Genomic DNA, 20,650 nt, shown 5'->3' with positions numbered 1-20,650 from the left:
ACGATGAACGACGAGACCGCGGTCATTCCGAAGATCCCCGACAACGAGGGCCTCTCCGCGGAGCTGGCCGCCGCGGCGCCCAGGAAGTGGTGGAACAAGGGCACCGTCGGGCTCGGGGTTGCGGCGCTGCTGATGGGTGGCTTCCTCGGCGGGGTGCAGGCCCAGAAGCAGTGGGGCGCCACGCAGACGAGCGCCATGAGCGGCTTCCCCACAGGCGGCCGTGGTAGTGGGGGCTTCCCCGGAGGGCTGAGCGCGAGCGGGGCGCCCGGCGGTGGGTCCAGCGGTCAGCGAACGACCACCACCGAGACGGCGAGCAGCGGCACCACCGGCAAGGTCAAGCTGGTCAACGGCAAGACGATCTACGTGGAGACCGAGGATGGCACGGTGGTCACGGTCAAGACCGACGGCTCGACGACGATCAGCACGGCCAGCAAGGGCAAGCTGAGCGATGTCAAGGCCGGGCAGTCGGTGACCGTACAGGGCGAGGCGGCCGACGACGGTACGGTGACCGCGAAATCGGTCACCGCGACCAAGTGAACTTGAACATATTGATGATGGTGTGAACAAATCCCTAGGCTGATCCCTTCGAAGCTGGGGGTGATGCCGGAGGTGGTTCCCGCTCTGCACGGCCGGGAGGAACTTCTCGCGGCCATCGACGCCCGGCTCGCGGCCGGTGGCGGGGTGGTCCTGCACGGGCCGCCCGGCATCGGCCGGACCGCGCTGCTCGACACCGTCGCCGATCAGGCCGCCGCGCGCGGGGAACTCGTGCTCCGCCTGCGCCCGGCCCGCGGCGAGCGGGCGCTCGCCTACGCCGGGGTGGCCGACCTCGTCCGCCAGGTCCCGGCGGAGGCGGTCGCCGCCCTGGCGCCCGCGCCACGGCACGCCCTCATCGCGCTCCGCCAGGGCCGGCCGTCCCGTACCGGCGTGCCCGCCCTGGCCCGGCGCCTGGTCATGCCCGAGCTGCTGGCCCACTGCGCCCGTACCTCCCCGCTGCTGCTGGTCCTCGACGACGCCCAGTGGCTCGACCCGGAGTCCGCCGAGCTGATCGGCTACGCCATGCGCCGCCGCCCCGGGCCCCGGGTGCGGATGCTCGCCGCCGAACGCCGGCCCGGCCGGACCCGCGCCGCCCGGCTCTGCCCCGCCCCGGTCGCCGAGCTGGAGGTGCCGCCACTCTCCCCGGACGACCTCGCGGCGCTGCTCGAAGCCCACGGGCTGCCCTGCCGTGCCGCCAGCCAGCTGTACCAGGCGAGCGCCGGCAATCCGTTCCTGGCCCTCGCCCTCGGCGGTGCGGTCGCGGCCGGGCCCAACTGGCGCCCGGCGTCGCTGCCCGAGCCGGTCCGGGAGCTGGCCCGCGAACGGCTCGCCGAACTGTCCACCGAGACCCGGGACACCCTGCTGGTGGCGGCGCTGGCCACCGAGCCGACGGTCACCCTGCTGCTGCGCGCCGGGCGCGACGACGCCGTCCGGGAACTGCGGTCGGCCACCGGCGCCGGAATCGTCGAACTCACCGGCGAGCGGATCCGGTTCACCCCGCCGCTGCTCGCGCGGGTGCTCGCCGACGAGACCCCGGCCGCCGACCGCGGGCGGGTGCACGCGGATCTCGCCGCGGCGGCGTACGACCCGGTGGAGGCCCTGCGGCAGCAGGCCCTGCGGACCGCCCGGCCGGACCCCGACGTGGCAGCCGATCTGGCCGCCGCGGCCCGCCGCTGCGCGGAGCGCGGCGCCGAGCGCACCGCCGCCGAGCTGTACCTGCTCGCCGCCGACCGCTGCCCGCCGGACCGCTCCGCCGACCGCCTCGACTGGCTGGTCACCGCCGCCCGCACCGCCATCACCGGGGGCGTGCCGGTGGTCGCCGGGCGGGCCGCCGAGGCGGTCCTGGCCGCCGACGCGCCGCCCGCCCACCGGGTGCGGGCCCGTCTCGTGCTGCTCGACCTGGCCGGGCAGGCGCTGGCCGACATGGGCGAGACCTTCGCCGCGGCGCTCGCCGAGGCCGGCGACGACCCGGCGCTGGCCGCCCCGGTCCGGCTGCGGCTCACCTGGACCGCGCTGCTCACCGGCGACCTGGAGGGCGGGGTCGCCGAGGCCCGCGAGGCGGAACGCGCGGCCCGCCTCGCCGGCGACCCGACCACCGAGTCGATGGCGCTCACCGCGCTCGCCCAGATCCAGCGGGTCCAGGGCGAGCCCGGCTGGCGCGACACCCTGGAACGGGCGCTGCGGCTGCCCGCCACCCCGGCCCCGGACTGGCTGCACTACGGGCCGCACTACTTCGCCGCGCGCTTCGCGCTCTTCGACGACCGGCTCGACGAGGCCCGCGCCGACCTGCTCAACCTGCTCGCGGTGGCCGAGCACGACCGGATCGGCGAGGCCCGGGTCGAGGTGCTGCGCAGCCTCTCCGAGGTGGCCACCCGGGCGGGCCGGTGCCAGGAGGCATTACGGTACGCCCATCGCGCGGTCCGGGCGGCCCAGGATGCGGGCCTGAGTCCCGGCCCGACGTGGTACACCGCCGCGGTGGCCGAACTGGCCGGCGGCAGCCTGGAAGCGGCCGCCGGATTCGCCCGCCGGGGCATCCGCGCCTCCCGCCAGGAGGGCGACGGCCTCTACCTGCGGCGCAACCTGCACGCCCTGGGCCAGGCCGAGGTCCGCTCCGGCGACACCCGGGCCGGGGTGGCCACCCTGCGCCGGCTGCGCGACTCCGAGGCCGAGGCGGGCAGCGCCGACCCGATGATCGTGCGCTGGCGGGCCGACCTGGCCGCCGCGCTGGCGTCGGTCGGTGAGCACGCCGAGGCCGCGACCACGCTGGCGCTGGCCCGGCAGGCGGCCGAGGGGCTGGGCAGCAGTCCGGCGCTGGCCGGCTACCTGGACCGGGCGGCCGCCATCGTCAGCTCCGAGTCCGGGCAGGCCGACCTGGCCGCCGACCTGGCGACCGCCGCGGCCCGGCACTTCGAGCGGCTGCGGCAGCCGGTCGAACAGGCGCACGCCCTGCTGGTGGCCGGTGGGGCGGAACGGCGGCGGCGCCGGTACGCGGCCGCCCGGCAGGCGATCGGGGCGGCGCACCGGCTGTTCCGCACCACCGGGGCCCGGCCGTGGGCGCGCGAGGCGGAACTGGCGCTGGCCCGGACCGAGGGGACACCGGACCAGGGACTCACCTCGACCGAGCTGCGGATCGCCGGGATGGTGCGGGACGGGGCCAGCAACCGGGAGATCGCCACCCGGCTGTACCTGAGCGTCAAGACCGTGGAGGCGACGCTCACCCGGGTCTACCGCAAGCTCGGCGTACGGTCCCGGACCCAGCTCTTGACGGTTCTCGCGGTGGGGGAGATCACCACCCCCTCCTGACCTGCGTATCGGTAGCGGAGAGTGACGCGGGTTACCGGATTCCGGTGGCGGCCGTCACTTTCGTCTTCCGGGTTTTACCTGGTGGATTTGGGGATGACGGATTAGCGGAGGATTGTTGTACCCGGAAGCGACGAGGCTTTCTCCGTCACTATCCGTCGAGGAGTTGCCATGCAGTTCATTCGTGACGCCCGTACCGCCATCCTCAACCGTGTGGCCGAGCGCCGCGCCCACCGCCGGCTCGCCGACGAGCTCGCGGCCTTCCGCACCGCCGCCGAGCGCACCGAACTGGACCTGATGCTGGGCCGGCACAGCGCCGAGGAGACCGCCGAGATCCACGCGATCCTCAGCCGGCAGGACGCCGGGCGCCGCTATACCTCCGCGGTGCACGCCGCCGGAGTCACGGGCCGCTAGGGCCGGCCCGAAGGGCAGGTCCCGACCGTCCCGGGACCGCCCACGTGAAACCCCGGGCGCGCTGGTCGCGCCCGGGGTTCTCGCTTCTCTGAGGATCCCTGCGGGTCCGCAGAACCGGCTAATGCGTAGGATCCTCGCGTTGTGGCGGCCATCCCCGCCCAACGACCGGCCGCACCCCCGCACCGCCCAGAAAGCGGCGCGACCCGGCCGGCAGATCCGCCGGACGCCCTGATACCCCACCCCACGATCCGGACGCCGGCGGATCCGCGCATCACCCGCCTGTCCTTTCGAATTTTTCGAATGCGGGTAGGGTGGGTTCATGTCGAGCACGTTGCGTGAACGCACCGTCCTGCCGCCGGAAGATCCCGCGGACCTCGTCCGCTTCGCGCGCGGTCTGAACGACGCCAAGGCGCCCGGCCGGGCCAAACTGGTCGGCCCGGACGGATCACAGATCGAGATCCCGGACGAGCTGTACGGCGTGCTGTGCGACGTGGTCAGCGCACTCTCCCATGGCATGGCCATCTCGATCGCCCCGCACAACACGATGCTGACCACCCAGGAAGCCGCGGATCTGCTCAACGTCTCCCGGCCCACGCTGGTTCGGCTCCTCACCGACGGGGAGATCCCGCACACCATGCGCGGCCGGCATCGTCGGGTCCTCCTGCGCGACATCCTCGACTACTCGGAGCGCACCCGGGCGGAACGCCGTACCACCCTCGACCAGATGGCCTCCGACGCCGAGGACGACGGTCTGTACGACACCACCATCGATTCCCACCCGACCAGGTAGGGCTCCGGGCAGCCTTCCCCGCTTTCCTCTGTGCCGGCGTGCTGTACGGATCACCCCGCCCGGCCGTTGTGCAGATAGCCGGTGGTGCCAAGCTCGGCGCATTCCAGGGCGGCGCTCAACCGCCGCCAGACGTAGTTCCGCAGCATGCCGGCTGCTTCTCGCGGAGCCGCGAAGGCGTATCCGCGCAACTCGCCGTCACCCAACCGGATGCGCGCCCGCGCCTCCTCGGGAAGCACACCACCGTCGAAGACGAACGCGACGAGGTCGTCCCAGGGGCCGTGGGGCGATACCCAGTCCACGACGAGCAGCCGTCCGCCGACGAACTCGATGCCCAGTTCTTCGGCCACCTCACGGCGAGCGGTGTCGGCGGGTGCCTCGTTCGCCTCGGCCATCCCACCCGGCAGATCCCAGTCGGGTTTGTAGACCGGATCGACGAGCAGGATCCGTCCGGCCTCATCCCGGAACAGCACGTCGGCGCTGACCCGCTTGCGTGGCTGCGTCCGGTTGCCCTCGGCCAGGTACTCCTGCCACGCCTCCGGGTCACGCTCGTACAGCGGGCTCTCCGATTCCACGACTGCCGAGTATTGCCGCTACCGGTATGCCGTCGCGCATCGGTCCTTCGGTCGGGCGGCGGTGATGGACCGGCTGGGGGCGACGTCGTGAGACGCCGCCCCGGGGCCGGTCATCCCGCCGGGAACAGGGCCTTCTCCAGCAGAGGGGTCACCGCGGCGGCGTACGTCTGGGTCAGGTGGCTCTTGTCGCGGTAGACCAGGGTGTCGCCGATGATCGGTGGGCAGACCGTGGTGCACAGCCACGGTGTCGGGTCGACCACCCGGATGCCGGCGGCCCGGGCCTTCTCGGCGATCAGGGCGCGGCGGTTCGGTTCGTAGATCGCCTTCGCCACCGGCCGTACGCAGGCACGGGTCTTCCGGGCGTGCGCGGCCAGGCAGGCGGGGGCGATCCCGGCCGGCCACGGGGTGTCCTGGAGCAGCACCGCCGGGATGCCGGCCAGCCTCCGGAACGACTGCTCCCAGCGCTGCGCCCACCGTACGTCGTCGGCGCGGCCCCCGGTCGGGATCAACGTGCCGGACTCGTCGTAGAAGCTGCCGTTGTCCAGGTCGTTGGAGGCGACCACCACCATCTGCGGCCGCTCCCGGGCGATCCGGGCGAAGACCGCGTCCCGCCACTGGACGCATTCGGTGTACGGGCGCTTCAGCACCACGTTGTAGACCAGTACCTGCGGGATCTGGCAGGCCGACTTGGTCAGCGCCACCAGCCGCCAGTGCTGGTTGCGGGCCGCGTTGTCGACCGCCGCGAACCAGTGCCCGGCCCGGGAGTCGCCGATCAGGAACACGGTCCGTTTCGCGGCCTGGTCACCGTAGACGCATGGCCGGACCTCGGTGTCGAGGAAGTCCACGTGGCAGCCGTCGGCGTCGTGGGCCGGCTCCTGGCGTGGGCTGGTGACCGGCGGGGTGAGGTTGGACGGCATCCGGGTCTCGTGCGCCGAGGCGTCGATCAGCTCGGACAGGCGTGCCTGCGGATCGGTGGCGGCGGACAGTTCGGCGGCCAGGCCGACCGCGGGCGGCCCGTACGGGATGGCCGGCGTGAACCGTCCACCGACCGCCGCGACCGTGACGGTGAGCAGGGAGAACACCAGGCCGGCGAGCAGACCGGTACGGGCCCGGGCCCGCAGCCGCGGATGCGACCGCAGCGGGTTCTCCACCAGGTGGTAGGTGACCAGGGCGAGCAGCAGGGAACCGGCGGCCAGCGGGTACGGGTGCTCCGGCCACGCCACCGCACCGATGATCAGGATCGGCCAGTGCCACAGGTACCAGCCGTACGAGAGCTTGCCGATCTCCCGCAACGGCCGCAGCCCGAGCAGCGACCCGGCGCCCCAGCGCGTCCCCCGCAGCCCGGCCGCGATCACGACCGCCGTGCCCAGCACCGGGAGCAGCGCGGCGTACCCCGGGAAGGAGGTCTCCTCGGTGAAGGTCAGCGCCGCCGCACCCACCGCGGCCAGGCCCACCCAGGACAGCGCCGCGGCGAGGCCGCGCGGCAGCGTGGCGAGCCGGGCCGAGCCGACCGCGACCAGCGCGCCGGCCCCGAGTTCCCAGGCCCGGGTGTGCGAACCGAAATAGGCCCACGGCGCGGACTCGCCGGTCTGCCACACGCTCAGCGTCAGCGAACCGGCGACCAGGACGGACAGGGCGGCCACCAGGAGCCGGCGGCTGCGCGCGGTGATCAGAATCAGCAGCGGCCAGACGAGATAGAACTGCTCCTCGACGGCGAGCGACCACAGATGCTGCAACGGCGACGGCTCCGCGGCGGCGGCCATGTAGTCGACGCCCTGGCCGGCGAGCCGCCAGTTGATCCCGTAGAAGGTGCTGTACAGCGCGTCCACGGTGATCTCGTGGAACCGGGTGGCCGGCAGCAGGAACCAGGCGCCGGCCACGGTGGACAGCACCACCACGGTGGCGACCGGCAGCAGCCGCAGGGCCCGGCGGGCGTAGAAGCGGCGCAGCGAGATCCGGCCGGCGCGGGTCTGCTCGGCCAGCAACAGCGTGGTGATCAGGAAGCCGGAGATGACGAAGAAGACGTCCACGCCGACGTAGCCGCCCGCGAACCGGCCGGCGCCGGCGTGCGAGAGGACGACCAGGGTGACGGCTACCGCGCGTAACCCCTCGATGTCGGGGCGGAACCGGGAGTGCCCGGAAACCGGGGCGGCCGCGGCAGGGACGGGCCGCGGCGGAGTGATCAGGATCGACGACACGGCGGATTGCACCAGGCCACAGAGAACACCAAGTGACCACACAGCCAACTCACAACGAAAAGCGCCGCCCGGCGGGAACCGGGCGGCGCTCTCTCACCTCGTCACTTCAGCTTGACGTTGAAGATCGGGTCGGCGGCCAGCTTCTTGAACGCGGCCAGGCTCGCCGGGGTGCTGTCGATGCTGATGTCGCGGTCGCCCTCGTCGTCGGCCTTCGTGTCGAAGTGGACGATCGCCTTGATCGCGGGACGCTTGGCCAGCTCCGGCAGCACGCTGTTGTAGACCGCGGACTTGTCGGTGGTCTTACCGATCCGGTGGTAGCCGCCCCACTCGGCGATCATGATCGGCTTGTTCTTGTGCTTGGTGGTGGCCCACTCGTAGAAGCCGGCGCCGCCACCCTTGGGGGCACGGTCGAGCAGGTCACCGAACGTGCCGTAGTGGTAGTAGCCCTTCTCCACGCTCACGTACGAGTCGAGGCCGATCCAGTCGACGACGTCGTCGCCCGGGTAGAGGTCCTTCCACCAGGACTGGGCCATCCACTTCTCGTTGCCCATGTAGGCCATCACGTTCACCACATTGCCGGCGCCCTGCGCGCGGAGGCGCTCGATGGTGTGCCGGTACATGGCGGCGTAGTCCTTGGCCTCCCAGCCGGAGCCGGCGGTGGCCTTCACGTCGTTCTCCGGCTCGTGGTGCAGGGCGAGGAAGACCGGCTTGTCGTACGCCTTGATCCGCTTGGCGAACGCGTCGATCCGGGCGTCCTGCTCACCCTTGGCCACCTTCGCCCAGTTCGAGCCGTAGGCGATCTTCCAGTTCAGCAGCAGCACCCGCGGGTTGGCCGGGTCCTCGGTCATCGCGATCTCGGCCTTGGTCGGGAACGCTTCGTCACCCTTGTGGTAGGTGTGGAAGATCGTCGCGGTCCGCCCGGACAGCTTCTCCCAGCTCTTGTGCTCCACATCGCGCGGGTTGCTGGTGAACCCGCCGGCCGCGCCACCCCACAGCACGCCACAGGACGGCACCAGCTTGACGCCGGTGACACAGTCCTTGACCGTGGGCGCGACCGAGGTGCCGGTGGTGGTGGTGATGATCAGCTTCGGGCCGCCGCCGGCCTTGTTCTCGGCCGACTGGAAACGCAGGGCGCCGTCGGTCAGCGACGAGGACAGCGCGAGCGAGTAGGTGCCCGAGCCGGTGATCTCGGCGTTCAGGTTGAAGCCGACCCGGGTGTCCGCCGGGTTCGGGGTGACCGACGCGATGGCCGGGCCCAGCTTCGGCGCGTTGGCGCCGGTCGTCTTGGCCTCGGTCCACGAGTCGCTGACCACACGGGACACGGTGAGCTTGCCGGACGGCTTGCTCTCCGGGGTCAGGAACAGCGTCGCACTCTTGATCTTGGTGCCGGCCGGGACGGTGAACTTCAGGAAGGCGGTCTTCGTCTCGTTGCCGATCTTGCCGACGGCGAGCTTCTCGTCCGACCCGAACGCCGTGGACGTACGGGTGCTCGAGACGTAGGTGTCGTCGGCGGCCTGGATCGTGAGCTCGGAGCCCGCCGCGGACGCGGCGTTCGGCGCCACGACTACGGCGGCGGTTCCCGCGAATACGGCGGTCAGAGCTGTCAGAGACGTCGGCAGCTTGGCGCGTCGCAAAATTGCCTCCCCTGGTCGTCCCGGCACGTCGTGGGCCGGGGCATGGCACCCGGCGCGGTCGGCGGCCGGGCATGGCGCCCGGCGGGTTGGCGGCCGGGCATGGCGCCCGGGCACGTCGTGGGCCGGGCATGGCTTCCGGCGCCTGGTGGGCCGGATATGTGAGACATATTCCGGGCCGGGGGTTGTGCGGCCGGTGGCCGTGCCGGTGCCGGCCGGTTGCGGGCTCGCCGGCCCCGATCGGGCGAACCGCTTGCACCGGACGGCCCGGGCCGGTAGCCAGAGGGAATGAACTTGATCATCGACGGCCACAACGACCTGCCGATGCGCCTGCGCGAGTGGCACGGATCGGCCGTGGCCGGGCTGGAGAAGGAACGACCACCGCTGCACACCGACCTGCCACGGCTGCGGGCCGGCGGGGTGGGCGGCCAGTTCTGGTCCGTCTACGTGCCGTCCGACCTGTCCGAACCCGAGGCGGTCACCAGCACCCTCGAACAGATCGACCTGGTACACCGGATGGTCGCCGCCTACCCGGACGACCTCGCGATCGCCTACACGTCAGCGGACGTGGAACGGGCCATGGCCGGCGGGCGGATCGCCTCGCTGATCGGCGTCGAGGGCGGGCACTGCCTGGGCGGCTCGCTCGGCGTGCTGCGCTCACTGGCCCGCCTCGGCATCCGCTACGTGACCCTCACCCACAATCACCACACGTCGTGGGCGGACTCGGCCACCCAGGACCCGGTGCACGGCGGCCTCACGGCCGAAGGGCGGGCGATCGTACGGGAGATGCAGCGCCTGGGCGTGCTGGTCGACCTGTCGCACGTCTCCGCGGACACCATGCGCGACGCCCTCGACGAGGCGGTCGCACCGGTGATCTTCAGTCACTCCGGTGCCCGGGCCGTCACCGACCACCCCCGCAACGTGCCCGACGACGTACTGTCCCGCCTGCCCGCCAACGGCGGCGTCATCCAGCTCACCTTCGTCACGTTCTTCGTCTCCGCGGCCGCCCGCGACTGGATGCGGGCCGCCGACGCCGAATGGGAGCGCCTCGGCCTGCCGCCGTTGACCGAGGACTGGCCGCGCGGCCCGCACCCGGACGAGGATCCGGCCCGGGTACCCACGTCACCGATCACCGACTACGCCGACGAACCGGCCTTCCACGCGTGGCTGGCGGCCAACCCGAAGCCCGCCGCCACCGTCGCCCAGGTCGCCGACCACGTCGAACACGCCCGCGAGGTGGCCGGCGTCGACCACATCGGCATCGGCGGCGACTTCGACGGAACCCTGGAGGTCCCCACCGGACTGTCCGACGTCTCCGCCTACCCTCGCCTGCTCGCCGAACTGCGCGACCGTGGCTGGTCCGACCTCGACCTGCAGAAACTCGCCAACCGCAACATCCTCCGCGCGCTGCGCGACGCCGAAGAGCACGCCACCGACCCACTCTGGCCCTGCTGACACGCGCGCCGCCGGGCCGTCTCCCTTCCCAACCCTTTCCGGTACGGCGTTCCCAGCCCCGCCGGGGCGGGGCCCGTCCGGCGGCCCGGTTACGGCGTCAGTAGGGAACGCAGGCGCTTCGTCTCCTGGGCCAGGCGGGAGGAGCCTGGTCGGGCCGCCTCCGCGGCGAGGCCGGGGATCTCGCCGCGGGCGCCGATCGCGACGGCCACCTGGGTCGCCAGCTCCAGCAGGTCGGGCAGGGACCGCGGCTTGGCCGCCAACAGCTCGGGCAGCGCCGCGGTGAGCAACTCCCAGACGGCCACCGAGGCGCCCGCCCGGTGGGCGTCGGCCAGTCCGGGGATGACCCGGCTCAGCTTGACCGTGCCGTCCGAACAGAGATCGCCCAGCACCGCCCCGACCGAGCCGGCGAAGGTCGCGCCGCTCCCGGCCGCTCCCGGGGCCCCTACCGCGGCCGCGAGGGTCAGGAAGGCGTCGACGGCGGCGGCGCGGTCGGGCTCCTGCTTGGCGCCGAACGTGTAGGCCAGCGTTGTGACCATGGCCGGGCCGATCGGGCCGGTGCCGTCGGCCAGCAGGGGCAGCAGCCGGCCGGTGCCCTTCTGGTCCTGGTCGGCCATCGACGCCACCTCGCCCAGCGCCCAGGCCGCGGCCACCTCCCGGTGGTGCGGCAGGACCATCGCCAGCACCTCCTCGGCGCCCTTGAAGTCGTCCGGCATGTAGACCGGGTACTTGAACGGGTCGAGCGTCAGCAGCTGCCGCTCCAGGCGCAGGCCGCCGTCGCGGGACGGGCGCAGCCGGGCCGCCAGCCGGCGGGGCACCGGGGCGTCCCAGGTGTAGCTGCCGTTGGCCTTCCGGTCGCCGAACTGGGTGAAGGGCTCGCTGACCGGATCGGGCAGGCCGCCGGAGGCCAGCCACTGGGCGAACTGCCGCCCGGCGGCGGAGGTCAGCGCCGCGGCGCCGGCGGTCACCTCGGCCGGGACGGGCGTGCGGGGCAGCCGCAGCAGCGCCTGCTCCAGGTCGAAGGGCCACGGCTGCCAGCCCTCCGCCTCGGCCCGGGACAGCCGTTCCAGCAGGACCGCCGGGTCGAGGCTGCCGTTCACCCGGGTCGGGGTGGCGATCAGCATCGGCATCATCGACCCGTTGAGGTGCACGGCGACCTCGGCGGCACGAAGGGCCAGCACGCCGTCGGGCCGGTCGGACAGCTTCGAGTTGACGCCCCCGCGGCGGCCCTCCTGCCAGGCGACCCGCACGGCGCTGTGCAGCCGCTGGTGGGTGCTGTCGTGGCGGGGAGCATCGATCACCATCCGGATGGCGGTGGCCAGGCAGACGAACGGTGAGCCGGAGTTCCACCGGCTCTCGGAGAACCAGCCCGGGTACCGTTCCATCACCGGGCGGAGGGCGGTCGCCAGCGCGCCCCGCCCGTCGGCGGCGTGCAGCGTGACCAGCGCGGCGAGGACCCGCTCCCAGCGGACGCCGGACTGCTCGTGCAGCAGCGCCACGACCTCCTCGGCCAGCTCGGCGGCGGTCGCGATGGGCGGCGGCATCGGCGCGGGTTCGGCCGGCGGCGGCAGCGACGGCACACCGGTGGACCCGGCCACCGGGGCGGCGCCGCCGAACAGCTCCGCGGCACGGGCCGGAAGGTCACCGGCGAGGACCTGGGCGGCGTCGGCGAGCCGGGCGAGCAGCTCCGGGCCGAGGCGCGGCACCTGCCTGCCGATCAGGGTCAGCGCCCGCTCCTGAATGTCGAGAGCCGGGTGGCCGAACGCGACGGCGATCGTCTCGAACACCTCACCGGCCCGGCCCGGCTCCCGCCGAGCCACCTTCTCCAGCCAGGAGATCTGCGCCTTGACCAGCGTCTTCTCCCGACGCAGGAGAGCCGTGGCGCCGGCGTCGAGCAGCGTCTCCAGATCGAGGCGGCCGGCGTCGTCCAGAGTGCGCAGCGCCCGCTGGGACAGCGTCGCCACCGGGCCGGCACCCTCGGCGAGCATGCGCGCGTAGTCGAGGGCGTGCCCGGCGATCTCGTCGACCGTCGGCGCCAGCTCGTCGTGCAGCAGCACGAACGGGCGCAGCGCGTTGGGTTTGTCGCCCCGGACCAGCCGGTCGACGACGGCGGCCAGGATCTCCTTGCGCTCCAGACGGCCCTCGGCGACCAGCGACACGACAGCACTGTGGAAGTGGTGGGCGGCATCCGGGCCGTCCGGCTCACCCCAGGAGGAGTGGGCGATGTCGGCGCCGAAGCCGTCGAACTCGAAGACGGCGGGCAGGAGCAGATCGAGGTACGGGTCGTCGCGCATCCGCTCGTTGAGCGGGGGGCGCTTCTGGCCCCGGTCGCCGTAGGAACGCAGGAGGCTGAGCAGCCAGCCGTGCACGATGCCCTCGGTGACCGGCGGCTCGACCCCGCCGGCCCGCATGACCGATGTGGTGAACACCCACTCCCCGCTGTTCCAGTTGTTGCGGGTCGGCAGCCGCCGGGACAGCCGGGTGCCCAGGTCGCCGAGCCAGTCCAGCTCCCGGGCCAGCGCGATCGCCAGGAACCGGTCGACCGGGATCATCCGCCACCTGGCCCGCAGCTCGCGGCGCATCAGCAGGGTCGCGGCCTTGGCGGCGCTGGGCGCTGTGCCGATGACGGCCAGCGCGTACCCCGGAGCGGGGTTGGTGCCCGAACGCCACCACAAATCCGGGTCGGCGCCCTTGATGCCGGCCTCGACCGCCCGGGCGAGGGCGAGCCGCTCCTCCTCGCTCGCCTGCAGCAGCAGCCGCGCCATCACGGCGTGGTTGCCGGAGCGGGCCTGCCGGTCCAGCCACTCCCAGGCGAGCCTCATGCGGTGGCCTCGACGGCGTCCTGGTCGGCGGTCTCGCCGGCGAGGACCATCCGGACGGCGAGGGCGTGCTTGCACGGGCCGCGGTCGCCGCGGTGCTTGGCCCACCACGGGCAGGTGCAGGAGGTGGCGTCCCGGACGTGGTAGGTCTCGGTGCCGCTGAGCACCACCGACACCTCCGGGCCCGGGGTGACCGCCCCGGCGGCGACCAGGGCGCGGGCGCCGGCCAGACGAGGGTTCATCCGCTCCACCACATCGGCCGAGTAGGGCAGCGTGCGGTGGAAATAGCCCGCCTCGGCCACGTCGTAGCCGACCCGCCCGGAGGTGCCGAGCTGGGTGAGCGCGTCACGGACCCGGCGGGCGTCCAGCCCGGAGGCGGTCGCCAGCGCGTCCACGTCGATCGTCGGGTCCCAGGAGAGCAGGGCGCTGATCAGGTCGGCGTCGTCGGCCGCCTCGTCACTGGCCAGCGAGTCGAGGACGGCGCCCTCGCCGGAGAACCCCCGGTACGGCTCCGGCGACAGGGTCAGCGACAGCCGCAGCGACGGCATGCTCAGCTCCCAGGTGCTGGCGACCGGACCGCTGCCCGCCGCGACGGCCGGACCGTAGACGGCGAGGCGAGTCGCGTACCGGAGGAAGGGTTTGAGGGCGGCGAGGCGCCCGGCGCCCGGCAGGCAGACCGCGCCCGGCGTGGGCCGGGACGTGAAGCGCAGCGAACGCCCGGCCGGAACCGCCCAGAGCACCGACTTGTCGGTGGCCGGGAGCCGGTTGAGCAGGATCCGCGCCTCGGCGACGCCGATCTCGGCCCGCGGGTCGAAGCGGGCGGTCAGCACCTGCGCCTCGGCGAAACCGCGCAGCCAGCGCGACGGCAGCGGCACCTTCCGCTCCACCAGCTCGCCGTCGAAGGTGGTGACGGTGAGGTCGTCGGGGCCGACCGCCACGTGCATCGGGTCGGCCCGGCCGACCCGGGTGAGAGCCCGCTGCAACGGCAGGTTGACGTCCACATTGGTGGTGCCGTGCGCGACGATGTCGCCGTCGAGGCCGGCGGGCAGCACGTCCATCCGTGCGTAGACGCCGCAGCAGCCGGAGAACGACTCGAACCGCAGCCGGTCGGAGCCGGCCGTGACGACCGGGTCGAGGCTGGCCGGTGGCAGGGGCCGGAAGTATCGGGTGCGGGCGACCTCGGCGACCGCCAGCAGGCCGGTGGCCGCGGCGCCGGGATCGGTGAGGAAGCCGGTGAAGAAGCGGGGGTGAGCCGCCGGGCCACCGGAAGTCTGCAGGGTGAGGCCGTCGTCGAGGGCCGACGAGCCGAGGTACGAGTACGCCGCGGAAACCATGCCGCAGAACCTAGATGCCGGGTACGACATTTTCGAAGGGGCCGAAACGGCGCGGCCGGTTCATCGGAGTGAGAAGGGGGACACCCGGGTACACCGGCCCTGGACGGGGACTAACCTCGCGGGCAGGGTAACGACCCGGCCGGTTCGCGGGTGCCGGGCACCGGATCGTGCCACGATTTCTGCGTCGTCCAGGTTCGGAGTGGGAGAGATGAGCGAACGCGTTTCCGACAGCGCCGAGTGGCAGAGCCTCCAGGGGCTCGCCGAGAAGTTCTCGGCGGTGCATCTGCGTGACCTGTTCGGCAGCGACCCGCAGCGTGGTGAGCGCTACGCCGCCGAGGTCGCCGGGCTGTATGTCGACTACAGCAAGAACCTGGTCACCGACGAGGTGCTGAGCGCCCTGTTCGCGCTGGCCCGGCGGGCGAGGCTGGGTGAGCGGGTCACCGCGATGTTCTCCGGCGAGCACATCAACATCACCGAGGACCGCGCCGTCCTGCACACCGCGCTGCGGCTGCCGCGTGACGCCTCGCTCGTGGTCGACGGCCAGAACGTGGTGGCCGACGTGCACGAGGTGCTGGACCGGATGGGCGCCTTCGCGGAGAAGGTCCGCTCCGGGGAGTGGAAGGGCTCCACCGGCCAGCGCATCAGGACCGTGGTGAACATCGGCATCGGCGGCTCCGACCTGGGCCCCGTGATGGCGTACGAGGCGCTGAAGGACTACGCGCAGCGCGACATCGAGTGCCGGTTCGTCTCCAACATCGACCCCACCGACCTGTTCGAGAAGACCCGCGACCTGGACCCGGCCACCACCCTGTTCATCGTGGTGTCCAAGACCTTCACCACCCAGGAGACGCTGACCAACGCCAAGGAGGCGCGGTCCTGGCTGCTCAAGGGCCTCGCATCCGGAGATGAGGCGGTCGCCAAGCACTTCGTGGCGGTCAGCACCAACGCCGCGAAGGTCGCCGACTTCGGCATCGACACGGCGAACATGTTCGGCTTCTGGGACTGGGTCGGCGGCCGCTACTCGCTGCCGTCCGCGGTCGGCCTCTCCGTCATGATCGCGATCGGAAAGGAGCGCTTCGCCGAGATGCTCTCCGGCTACCACGCCGTCGACGAGCATTTCCGCAGCGCCCCGCTGGAGGAGAACGTTCCGGCCCTGCTCGGCCTGCTCAACGTCTGGTACGACACGTTCCTCGGCGCCCAGTCGCACGCCGTGCTGCCCTACGCGCAGTACCTTCACCGGTTCGCCGCCTACCTCCAGCAGCTCACCATGGAGAGCAACGGCAAGTCGGTGCGCCTGTCCGGCGAGCCGGTCACCTTCCAGACCGGCGAGGTGTTCTGGGGCGAGCCCGGCACCAACGGCCAGCACGCCTTCTACCAGCTGATCCACCAGGGCACCAAGCTGATCCCGGCGGACTTCATCGGCTTCAGCGTGCCGAACCACGACATCGGCGAGATGCACGACCTGTTCATGTCGAACTTCCTGGCCCAGACCGGCGCGCTGGCCTTCGGGCGGACCCTGGAGCAGGTGCAGGCCGAGGGCACCGACCCGAAGGTGGCGCCGCACCGGGTGATGCAGGGCAACCACCCGACCACGACGATCCTGGCGGAGAAGCTGACGCCGGCGACGTTCGGGCAGCTGGTGGCGCTCTACGAGCACATCACCTTCACCCAGGCCGTGATCTGGGAGATCAACGCGTTCGACCAGTGGGGTGTCGAGCTCGGCAAGGTGATGGCCAACCAGCTGGCGCCGAAGCTGACCTCCTCCGCCGCGCCCGCCGACGACGCCGACTCGTCGACGAACGTGCTGATCAAGCGGTACCGAGCGCAGCGCGGCCGCTGATTTCTGTCGTACCCCGCTTCTAGGCTCAGGGTCGTGGACGTGAACACGGCCCTGAGCCTTCGGATGACCAGCCTTCTTCTCGGCCCGCGCTCCCAGCCCGACGTGCTGGGCATCGCGGAGTGGTTCGGCGCCATGCAGGCGCAGGATCTCAACAGCGTCCTCTGGTCGCTCGGCGCCCGCCTGCCAGGCGTGACCCTGCCCGAGGTGGTGGCGGCGACCGAGCGGGGCGACGTCGTGCGGACCTGGCCGATGCGCGGCACGGTCCATCTCGTCCCCTCGGCCGACGCCCACTGGATGCTCGACCTGACCGGGGTGCGCGCGCTGACCGGCGCGGCCCGGCGCCGCGAGCAGATCGGCCTCAGCGACGCCGACGCCGAGCGGGCCGTGGAGATCCTCGGCACGGCCCTCGTGGGTGGTCGCCTGACACGATCGGCGTGCCAGGCCGCCCTCCGCGACGGCGGGATCGAGGTCTCCGGTCAGCGCGGTTACCACCTGTTGTGGTTCGCGAGCCAGCGCGGCGTGACGGCCATCGCGCCCAACGAGGGTTCCGAGCAGACGTTCGTGCTGCTCGACGAGTGGGCGCCGAAACGCAACAGCCCGTCTCGCGAGGAGGCGCTGGCGATCCTTGCCCACCGCTATTTCCGGTCCCACGGCCCGACCACGGTCAAGGACTTCGCCGGGTGGACCGGTCTGACGGTGACCGACGCGCGGGCCGGGGTGGCGGCCGCCGAGCTGGTCGCCGTCGATGTCGAGGGCGTGGAGATGTGGGCCGATCCGGCGGTGCTCGACGCCGGGCCGGTGACCGGGTGGTGGGCTCTGCCCGGCTTCGACGAGTATCTGTTGGGGTTCAAGGACCGGTCGATGATGGCCACCGCTGACCAGTTGGCCCGGGTGGTGCCGGGCGCCAACGGCGTCTTCCAGTCGACCCTGGTCCGGGACGGGCGGGTGATGGCCACCTGGAAACGGACGCTGGGGAAGAGCGCGGTGACCGTCGCGGTCCAGCCGCTCACCGAGTTCGACATCGAGGAGGCGCGCCCAGCTCTGGAGAGGTTCGCCGCGTTCGTGGATCTCCCGCTCAGAATTACTGTTAAGAACCCTTGATATTTACGTATGTGAACTCCAGGATGTGGGTCACACGCTCGTACGTCGTCGAGGAGTTCATATGAGGCTGCGCCGGAAGTTGCTGGCCGTGGTCGTCGGAGCGGGGGTGGTGCTGGGCTCGGCAGTGGCCTTCACCGCCACCGGCAACGCGGCCGTCACCTGCTCCGCGACCGTGTGGGCGGAGGGCAACACCTACACCGCGGGCACCCAGGTCACCTACCAGTCGGCTCTGTACCAAGCGCTGGTCACCCACACGGCACACGTCGGCGCGGGGTGGAACCCGGCCGCGACCCCGTCGCTGTGGAAGTCGCTGGGCGCCTGCACGGGCGGCGGCACGCCCTCGCCCAGCCCGTCGGCGTCGAGCCCGTCCACCTCCCCCTCGGCCAGCCCTTCCACCAGCCCGTCCCCGTCCACCTCCCCGTCGACCCCCACCGGGTGCGGGCTGCGCGGCCGCCCGGCCGGCAAGGTCCTCCAGGGCTACTGGGAGAACTGGGACGGCGCCTCCAACGGCGTGCACCCCGGCCTCGGCTGGATCCCGGTCAACGACAGCCGGATCACCCAGCACGGCTACAACGTGTTGATGGCCGCCTTCCCGGTGATCCGCTCGGACGGCACCGTCCTCTGGGAGAACGGGATGGACGCCGGGGTCAAGGTCCCGACCGTCGCCGAGATCTGCGCGGCCAAGGCCCAGGGCGCCACCATCCTGATGTCCATCGGCGGTGCGACCGCCGGCATCGACCTGAGCTCCAGCGCCGTCGCCGACCGGTTCGTGGCGACCATCGTGCCGATCCTGAAGCAGTACAACTTCGACGGCATCGACATCGACATCGAGACCGGGCTCACCGGCAGCGGCAGCATCACCACGCTGTCCGCCTCGCAGGCGAACCTGATCCGCATCATCGACGGGGTGCTGGCGGCCATGCCGTCGAACTTCGGCCTCACCATGGCGCCGGAGACGGCGTACGTCACCGGCGGCAGCGTCACCTACGGCTCGATCTGGGGCTCGTACCTGCCGATCATCAAGAGGTACCTGGACAACGGCCGGCTGTGGTGGCTCAACATGCAGTACTACAACGGCAGCATGTACGGCTGCGCCGGTGACTCCTACTCGGCCGGCACCGTGCAGGGCTTCACCGTCCAGACCCAGTGCCTCGCCAACGGCCTCACCATCCAGGGCACGACCATCCGGATCCCGGTCGACAAGCAGGTTCCCGGGCTGCCTGCCCAGACCGGCGCCGGTGGTGGCTACATGACCCCGGCCCTGGTGTCGCAGGCGTACAACAGCGTCCCGGGCCTCAAGGGCCTGATGACCTGGTCGATCAACTGGGATGGGTCGAAGGGCTGGACCTTCGGCGACAACGTCAAGGCCCTCCAGGGCCGCTGACCCCCTCCGCCACCCTTCCCGGACCGTCCCCGGGAAGGGTGGCACCATATTGTTGACATGCGGGAAAGGGCTTTCTAGCGTTCGGATTCCATCGACAAGGAGGAATCCGATGAAGCGGCGTTCCGTGATCTCCCTACCCGCTGTGGCGCTCGCCGCCCCGCACGTCGCCGAAGCCGAAGCGCGGGCGGCGGCCGGTTTCGAGGGCCCGTCCGTGATCACCGGCAACCTTCCGGTCTTCTACGAGCGCCTCAAGGACGGGCTCACCTTCCCCCTGGCCTGGTCCCGCCACCGCCACCACGACTTCCGGTCCTGGAAGCGCCGCGCCCGCGCCCAGTTCGAGACGCTGCTCTGCGAACCCGCCGACCACACCCCGTTCCGGCCCGAGATCATCGACGAGCAGCCCGCGACCGGATACCGCCGCCGCCAGCTGATCTTCAACGTCACCCGGAACAGCCGCGTCCGCGCCACCATGCTGATCCCCGACGGCGACGGCCCGTTCCCGGCCGCCCTGCTGCTGCACGACCACGGCGCGAGGTTCGACATCGGCAAGGAGAAGCTGATCGAACCCTGGTACGACGACACCCGCCGGGCCTCCGCCCAGGCCTGGGCCGACCGCTACTTCAGCGGCCGCTTCGTCGGCGACCACCTCGCCTCCCGCGGCTACGCCGTCCTCGCCGTCGACGCCCTCGGCTGGGGCGACCGCGGCGGCCTCACCTACGAGGGCCAGCAGGCGCTGGCGAGCAACCTCTACAACCTCGGCTCGTCGCCGGCCGGTCTGATGGCCCGCGAGGACGCCCGCGCCGCCGCCCTGCTGGCCACCCTGCCCGAGGTCGACCCGCGCCGGATCGCCGCGGTCGGCTTCTCCATGGGCGGTTACCGCGCGTGGCAGGTGGCCGCCCTCTCCGACCACATCGCGGCGACCGTCTCCGCCTGCTGGATGACCGGCCTCAAGGAGATGATGGTGCCCGGCAACAACACGCTGCGCGGCCAGTCGGCGTTCTACATGCTGCATCCCGGCCTCTACCGCCACCTCGACATCCCCGACGTGGCCAGCCTCGCCGCCCCGCGCCCGATGTACCTGACCGACGGCGAACTCGACCCCCTCTTCACCCCCGAGGGCATCGCCGTCGCCTACACCAGGATGGCCGAGGTCTGGTCCTCCCAGCGCGCCGGATCCCGCCTGCGCACGTTGACGTGGCCCGGCCTCGGCCACATCTTCACCGCCGAAATGCAGGACGACGCCTTCACCTGGCTCGGCGAGAACCTCTAGAAATCCAAGATCAAATTCCACCCCTTTCCCGGTACGTGCCACCCCGCCCGTCCTTTCAGGGCAGTCCCGCCCGGCCGGCGCGAGCTCTCTGCCCACTCCGGCCTGTGCCGCGCCCGCCGGGCGCAGATCGGTGCTCGGGCAGGCCGGGCCCGGCCGCCACTTCCTCGCCTGCCGCCGGTCGCGGCCGACTCGCCGCCTTGCTTCCGGTCTGGCTGGGTGGGTGGTCGCGGTCGACTCGCCGCCCCTGTTTTCGGTCGGGCTGGGCGGGTGGTCGCGGTCGGTCGGTCGTGGCGGCCCAGGCGCCCGGGCTGCCCGATTCCGGCCGTGACGTTGGTCGCCCGGGGTGGGTGGTCGCGGTTCCGCGAAGGTGGCTGCACACGGTGGCGGTGTCGTGGTCGAGATGGATCTTGGGCGGCGTTACTGTCCGGAGTGGCAGGCCGGGAGCCTGGCGACCGCGACCGCAGTCACCGGCGGAGACGGGCTTGATGATGCACCGAGCCTGGCCTGCCGGG

At 72.2% G+C, this 20,650-nt stretch carries 14 protein-coding genes; 9 read left to right on the top strand and 5 right to left on the bottom strand.

The features are described from left to right. Nucleotides 1-3 precede the first annotated feature (3 nt). The 4 genes from BJ964_RS42730 (at nucleotide 4) to BJ964_RS42715 (ending at nucleotide 4,537) form a co-directional block, all read left to right on the top strand. Nucleotides 4-537 carry a hypothetical protein gene (locus tag BJ964_RS42730; protein ID WP_188127486.1) on the top strand — a complete coding sequence of 178 codons (534 nt, stop codon included), beginning with the start codon at nucleotides 4-6 and terminating at the stop codon, nucleotides 535-537. A 63-nt stretch (nucleotides 538-600) separates the two neighbouring features. After that, nucleotides 601-3,336, top strand: coding sequence for a helix-turn-helix transcriptional regulator (locus tag BJ964_RS42725; RefSeq protein WP_188125978.1), 2,736 nt, complete (start codon nucleotides 601-603; stop codon nucleotides 3,334-3,336). 168 nt (nucleotides 3,337-3,504) lie between these two features. Further along, nucleotides 3,505-3,747, top strand: coding sequence for a hypothetical protein (locus BJ964_RS42720; RefSeq protein ID WP_188125977.1), 243 nt, complete (start codon nucleotides 3,505-3,507; stop codon nucleotides 3,745-3,747). 319 nt (nucleotides 3,748-4,066) lie between these two features. Further along, nucleotides 4,067-4,537, top strand: a complete 471-nt coding sequence (locus BJ964_RS42715) for a helix-turn-helix domain-containing protein (protein ID WP_188125976.1) — start codon at nucleotides 4,067-4,069, stop codon at nucleotides 4,535-4,537. Between the two features lie 50 nt (nucleotides 4,538-4,587). Here BJ964_RS42715 and BJ964_RS42710 read toward each other — a convergent pair whose 3' ends face one another. From BJ964_RS42710 to BJ964_RS42700, 3 genes are all read right to left on the bottom strand, one after another. After that, nucleotides 4,588-5,109 carry an NUDIX domain-containing protein gene (locus tag BJ964_RS42710; protein ID WP_188125975.1) on the bottom strand — a complete coding sequence of 174 codons (522 nt, stop codon included), beginning with the start codon at nucleotides 5,107-5,109 and terminating at the stop codon, nucleotides 4,588-4,590. Nucleotides 5,110-5,219: 110 nt separating this feature from the next. Then, nucleotides 5,220-7,319, bottom strand: a complete 2,100-nt coding sequence (locus BJ964_RS42705) for an acyltransferase family protein (RefSeq protein ID WP_229806741.1) — start codon at nucleotides 7,317-7,319, stop codon at nucleotides 5,220-5,222. 89 nt (nucleotides 7,320-7,408) lie between these two features. After that, nucleotides 7,409-8,941, bottom strand: coding sequence for a CBM96 family carbohydrate-binding protein (locus BJ964_RS42700; protein ID WP_188125974.1), 1,533 nt, complete (start codon nucleotides 8,939-8,941; stop codon nucleotides 7,409-7,411). A 285-nt stretch (nucleotides 8,942-9,226) separates the two neighbouring features. Here BJ964_RS42700 and BJ964_RS42695 point away from each other — a divergent pair, with 285 nt between their 5' ends. Next, nucleotides 9,227-10,393 carry a dipeptidase gene (locus tag BJ964_RS42695; RefSeq protein WP_188125973.1) on the top strand — a complete coding sequence of 389 codons (1,167 nt, stop codon included), beginning with the start codon at nucleotides 9,227-9,229 and terminating at the stop codon, nucleotides 10,391-10,393. A gap of 89 nt (nucleotides 10,394-10,482) precedes the next feature. Here the strand turns inward: BJ964_RS42695 and BJ964_RS42690 are convergent, their stop codons facing one another. Both BJ964_RS42690 and BJ964_RS42685 read right to left on the bottom strand, forming a co-directional pair. Next, entirely contained in the window at nucleotides 10,483-13,212 is a 2,730-nt protein-coding gene (locus tag BJ964_RS42690) for a DUF6493 family protein (RefSeq protein WP_188125972.1), read from the bottom strand. Then, nucleotides 13,209-14,543 carry an SWIM zinc finger family protein gene (locus BJ964_RS42685; protein ID WP_188125971.1) on the bottom strand — a complete coding sequence of 445 codons (1,335 nt, stop codon included), beginning with the start codon at nucleotides 14,541-14,543 and terminating at the stop codon, nucleotides 13,209-13,211. Before BJ964_RS42685 ends, BJ964_RS42690 begins: the two co-directional genes overlap by 4 nt. A 208-nt stretch (nucleotides 14,544-14,751) precedes the next feature. On the opposite strand from BJ964_RS42685, the gene pgi reads away from it, so the two are divergent. The 4 genes from pgi to BJ964_RS42665 all read left to right on the top strand — a co-directional run bounded on the left by pgi (nucleotide 14,752) and on the right by BJ964_RS42665 (nucleotide 20,138). Next, nucleotides 14,752-16,383 carry a glucose-6-phosphate isomerase gene (gene pgi / locus BJ964_RS42680; RefSeq protein WP_188125970.1) on the top strand — a complete coding sequence of 544 codons (1,632 nt, stop codon included), beginning with the start codon at nucleotides 14,752-14,754 and terminating at the stop codon, nucleotides 16,381-16,383. A gap of 33 nt (nucleotides 16,384-16,416) precedes the next feature. After that, nucleotides 16,417-17,484 (top strand): winged helix DNA-binding domain-containing protein, encoded by a 1,068-nt coding sequence (locus BJ964_RS42675; RefSeq protein WP_229806740.1) that lies wholly within the window; start codon nucleotides 16,417-16,419, stop codon nucleotides 17,482-17,484. A gap of 61 nt (nucleotides 17,485-17,545) precedes the next feature. Further along, complete coding sequence (locus BJ964_RS42670; protein WP_188125969.1) at nucleotides 17,546-18,868, top strand: carbohydrate-binding protein; 1,323 nt, start codon at nucleotides 17,546-17,548, stop codon at nucleotides 18,866-18,868. 109 nt (nucleotides 18,869-18,977) lie between these two features. Beyond that, complete coding sequence (locus BJ964_RS42665) at nucleotides 18,978-20,138, top strand: dienelactone hydrolase family protein (protein WP_188125968.1); 1,161 nt, start codon at nucleotides 18,978-18,980, stop codon at nucleotides 20,136-20,138. Nucleotides 20,139-20,650: the final 512 nt, after the last annotated feature.

This window comes from Actinoplanes lobatus (assembly GCF_014205215.1).
Lineage (GTDB): Bacteria > Actinomycetota > Actinomycetes > Mycobacteriales > Micromonosporaceae > Actinoplanes > Actinoplanes lobatus.
The sequence above is the reverse complement of the archived record's forward strand: the minus strand, read 5'-3'. Positions and strand labels throughout refer to the sequence as shown.

Bases quoted from the DNA above. Each gene is read 5' to 3' on its own strand.
- BJ964_RS42695 (WP_188125973.1), top strand. From the start codon at position 9,227: ATGAACTTGATCATCGACGGCCACAACGACCTGCCGATGCGCCTGCGC.
- BJ964_RS42720 (WP_188125977.1), top strand. From the start codon at position 3,505: ATGCAGTTCATTCGTGACGCCCGTACCGCCATCCTCAACCGTGTGGCC.
- BJ964_RS42665 (WP_188125968.1), top strand. From the start codon at position 18,978: ATGAAGCGGCGTTCCGTGATCTCCCTACCCGCTGTGGCGCTCGCCGCC.
- pgi (WP_188125970.1), top strand. From the start codon at position 14,752: ATGAGCGAACGCGTTTCCGACAGCGCCGAGTGGCAGAGCCTCCAGGGG.
- BJ964_RS42730 (WP_188127486.1), top strand. From the start codon at position 4: ATGAACGACGAGACCGCGGTCATTCCGAAGATCCCCGACAACGAGGGC.
- BJ964_RS42670 (WP_188125969.1), top strand. From the start codon at position 17,546: ATGAGGCTGCGCCGGAAGTTGCTGGCCGTGGTCGTCGGAGCGGGGGTG.
- BJ964_RS42685 (WP_188125971.1), bottom strand. From the start codon at position 14,543: ATGGTTTCCGCGGCGTACTCGTACCTCGGCTCGTCGGCCCTCGACGAC.
- BJ964_RS42715 (WP_188125976.1), top strand. From the start codon at position 4,067: ATGTCGAGCACGTTGCGTGAACGCACCGTCCTGCCGCCGGAAGATCCC.
- BJ964_RS42725 (WP_188125978.1), top strand. From the start codon at position 601: ATGCCGGAGGTGGTTCCCGCTCTGCACGGCCGGGAGGAACTTCTCGCG.
- BJ964_RS42690 (WP_188125972.1), bottom strand. From the start codon at position 13,212: ATGAGGCTCGCCTGGGAGTGGCTGGACCGGCAGGCCCGCTCCGGCAAC.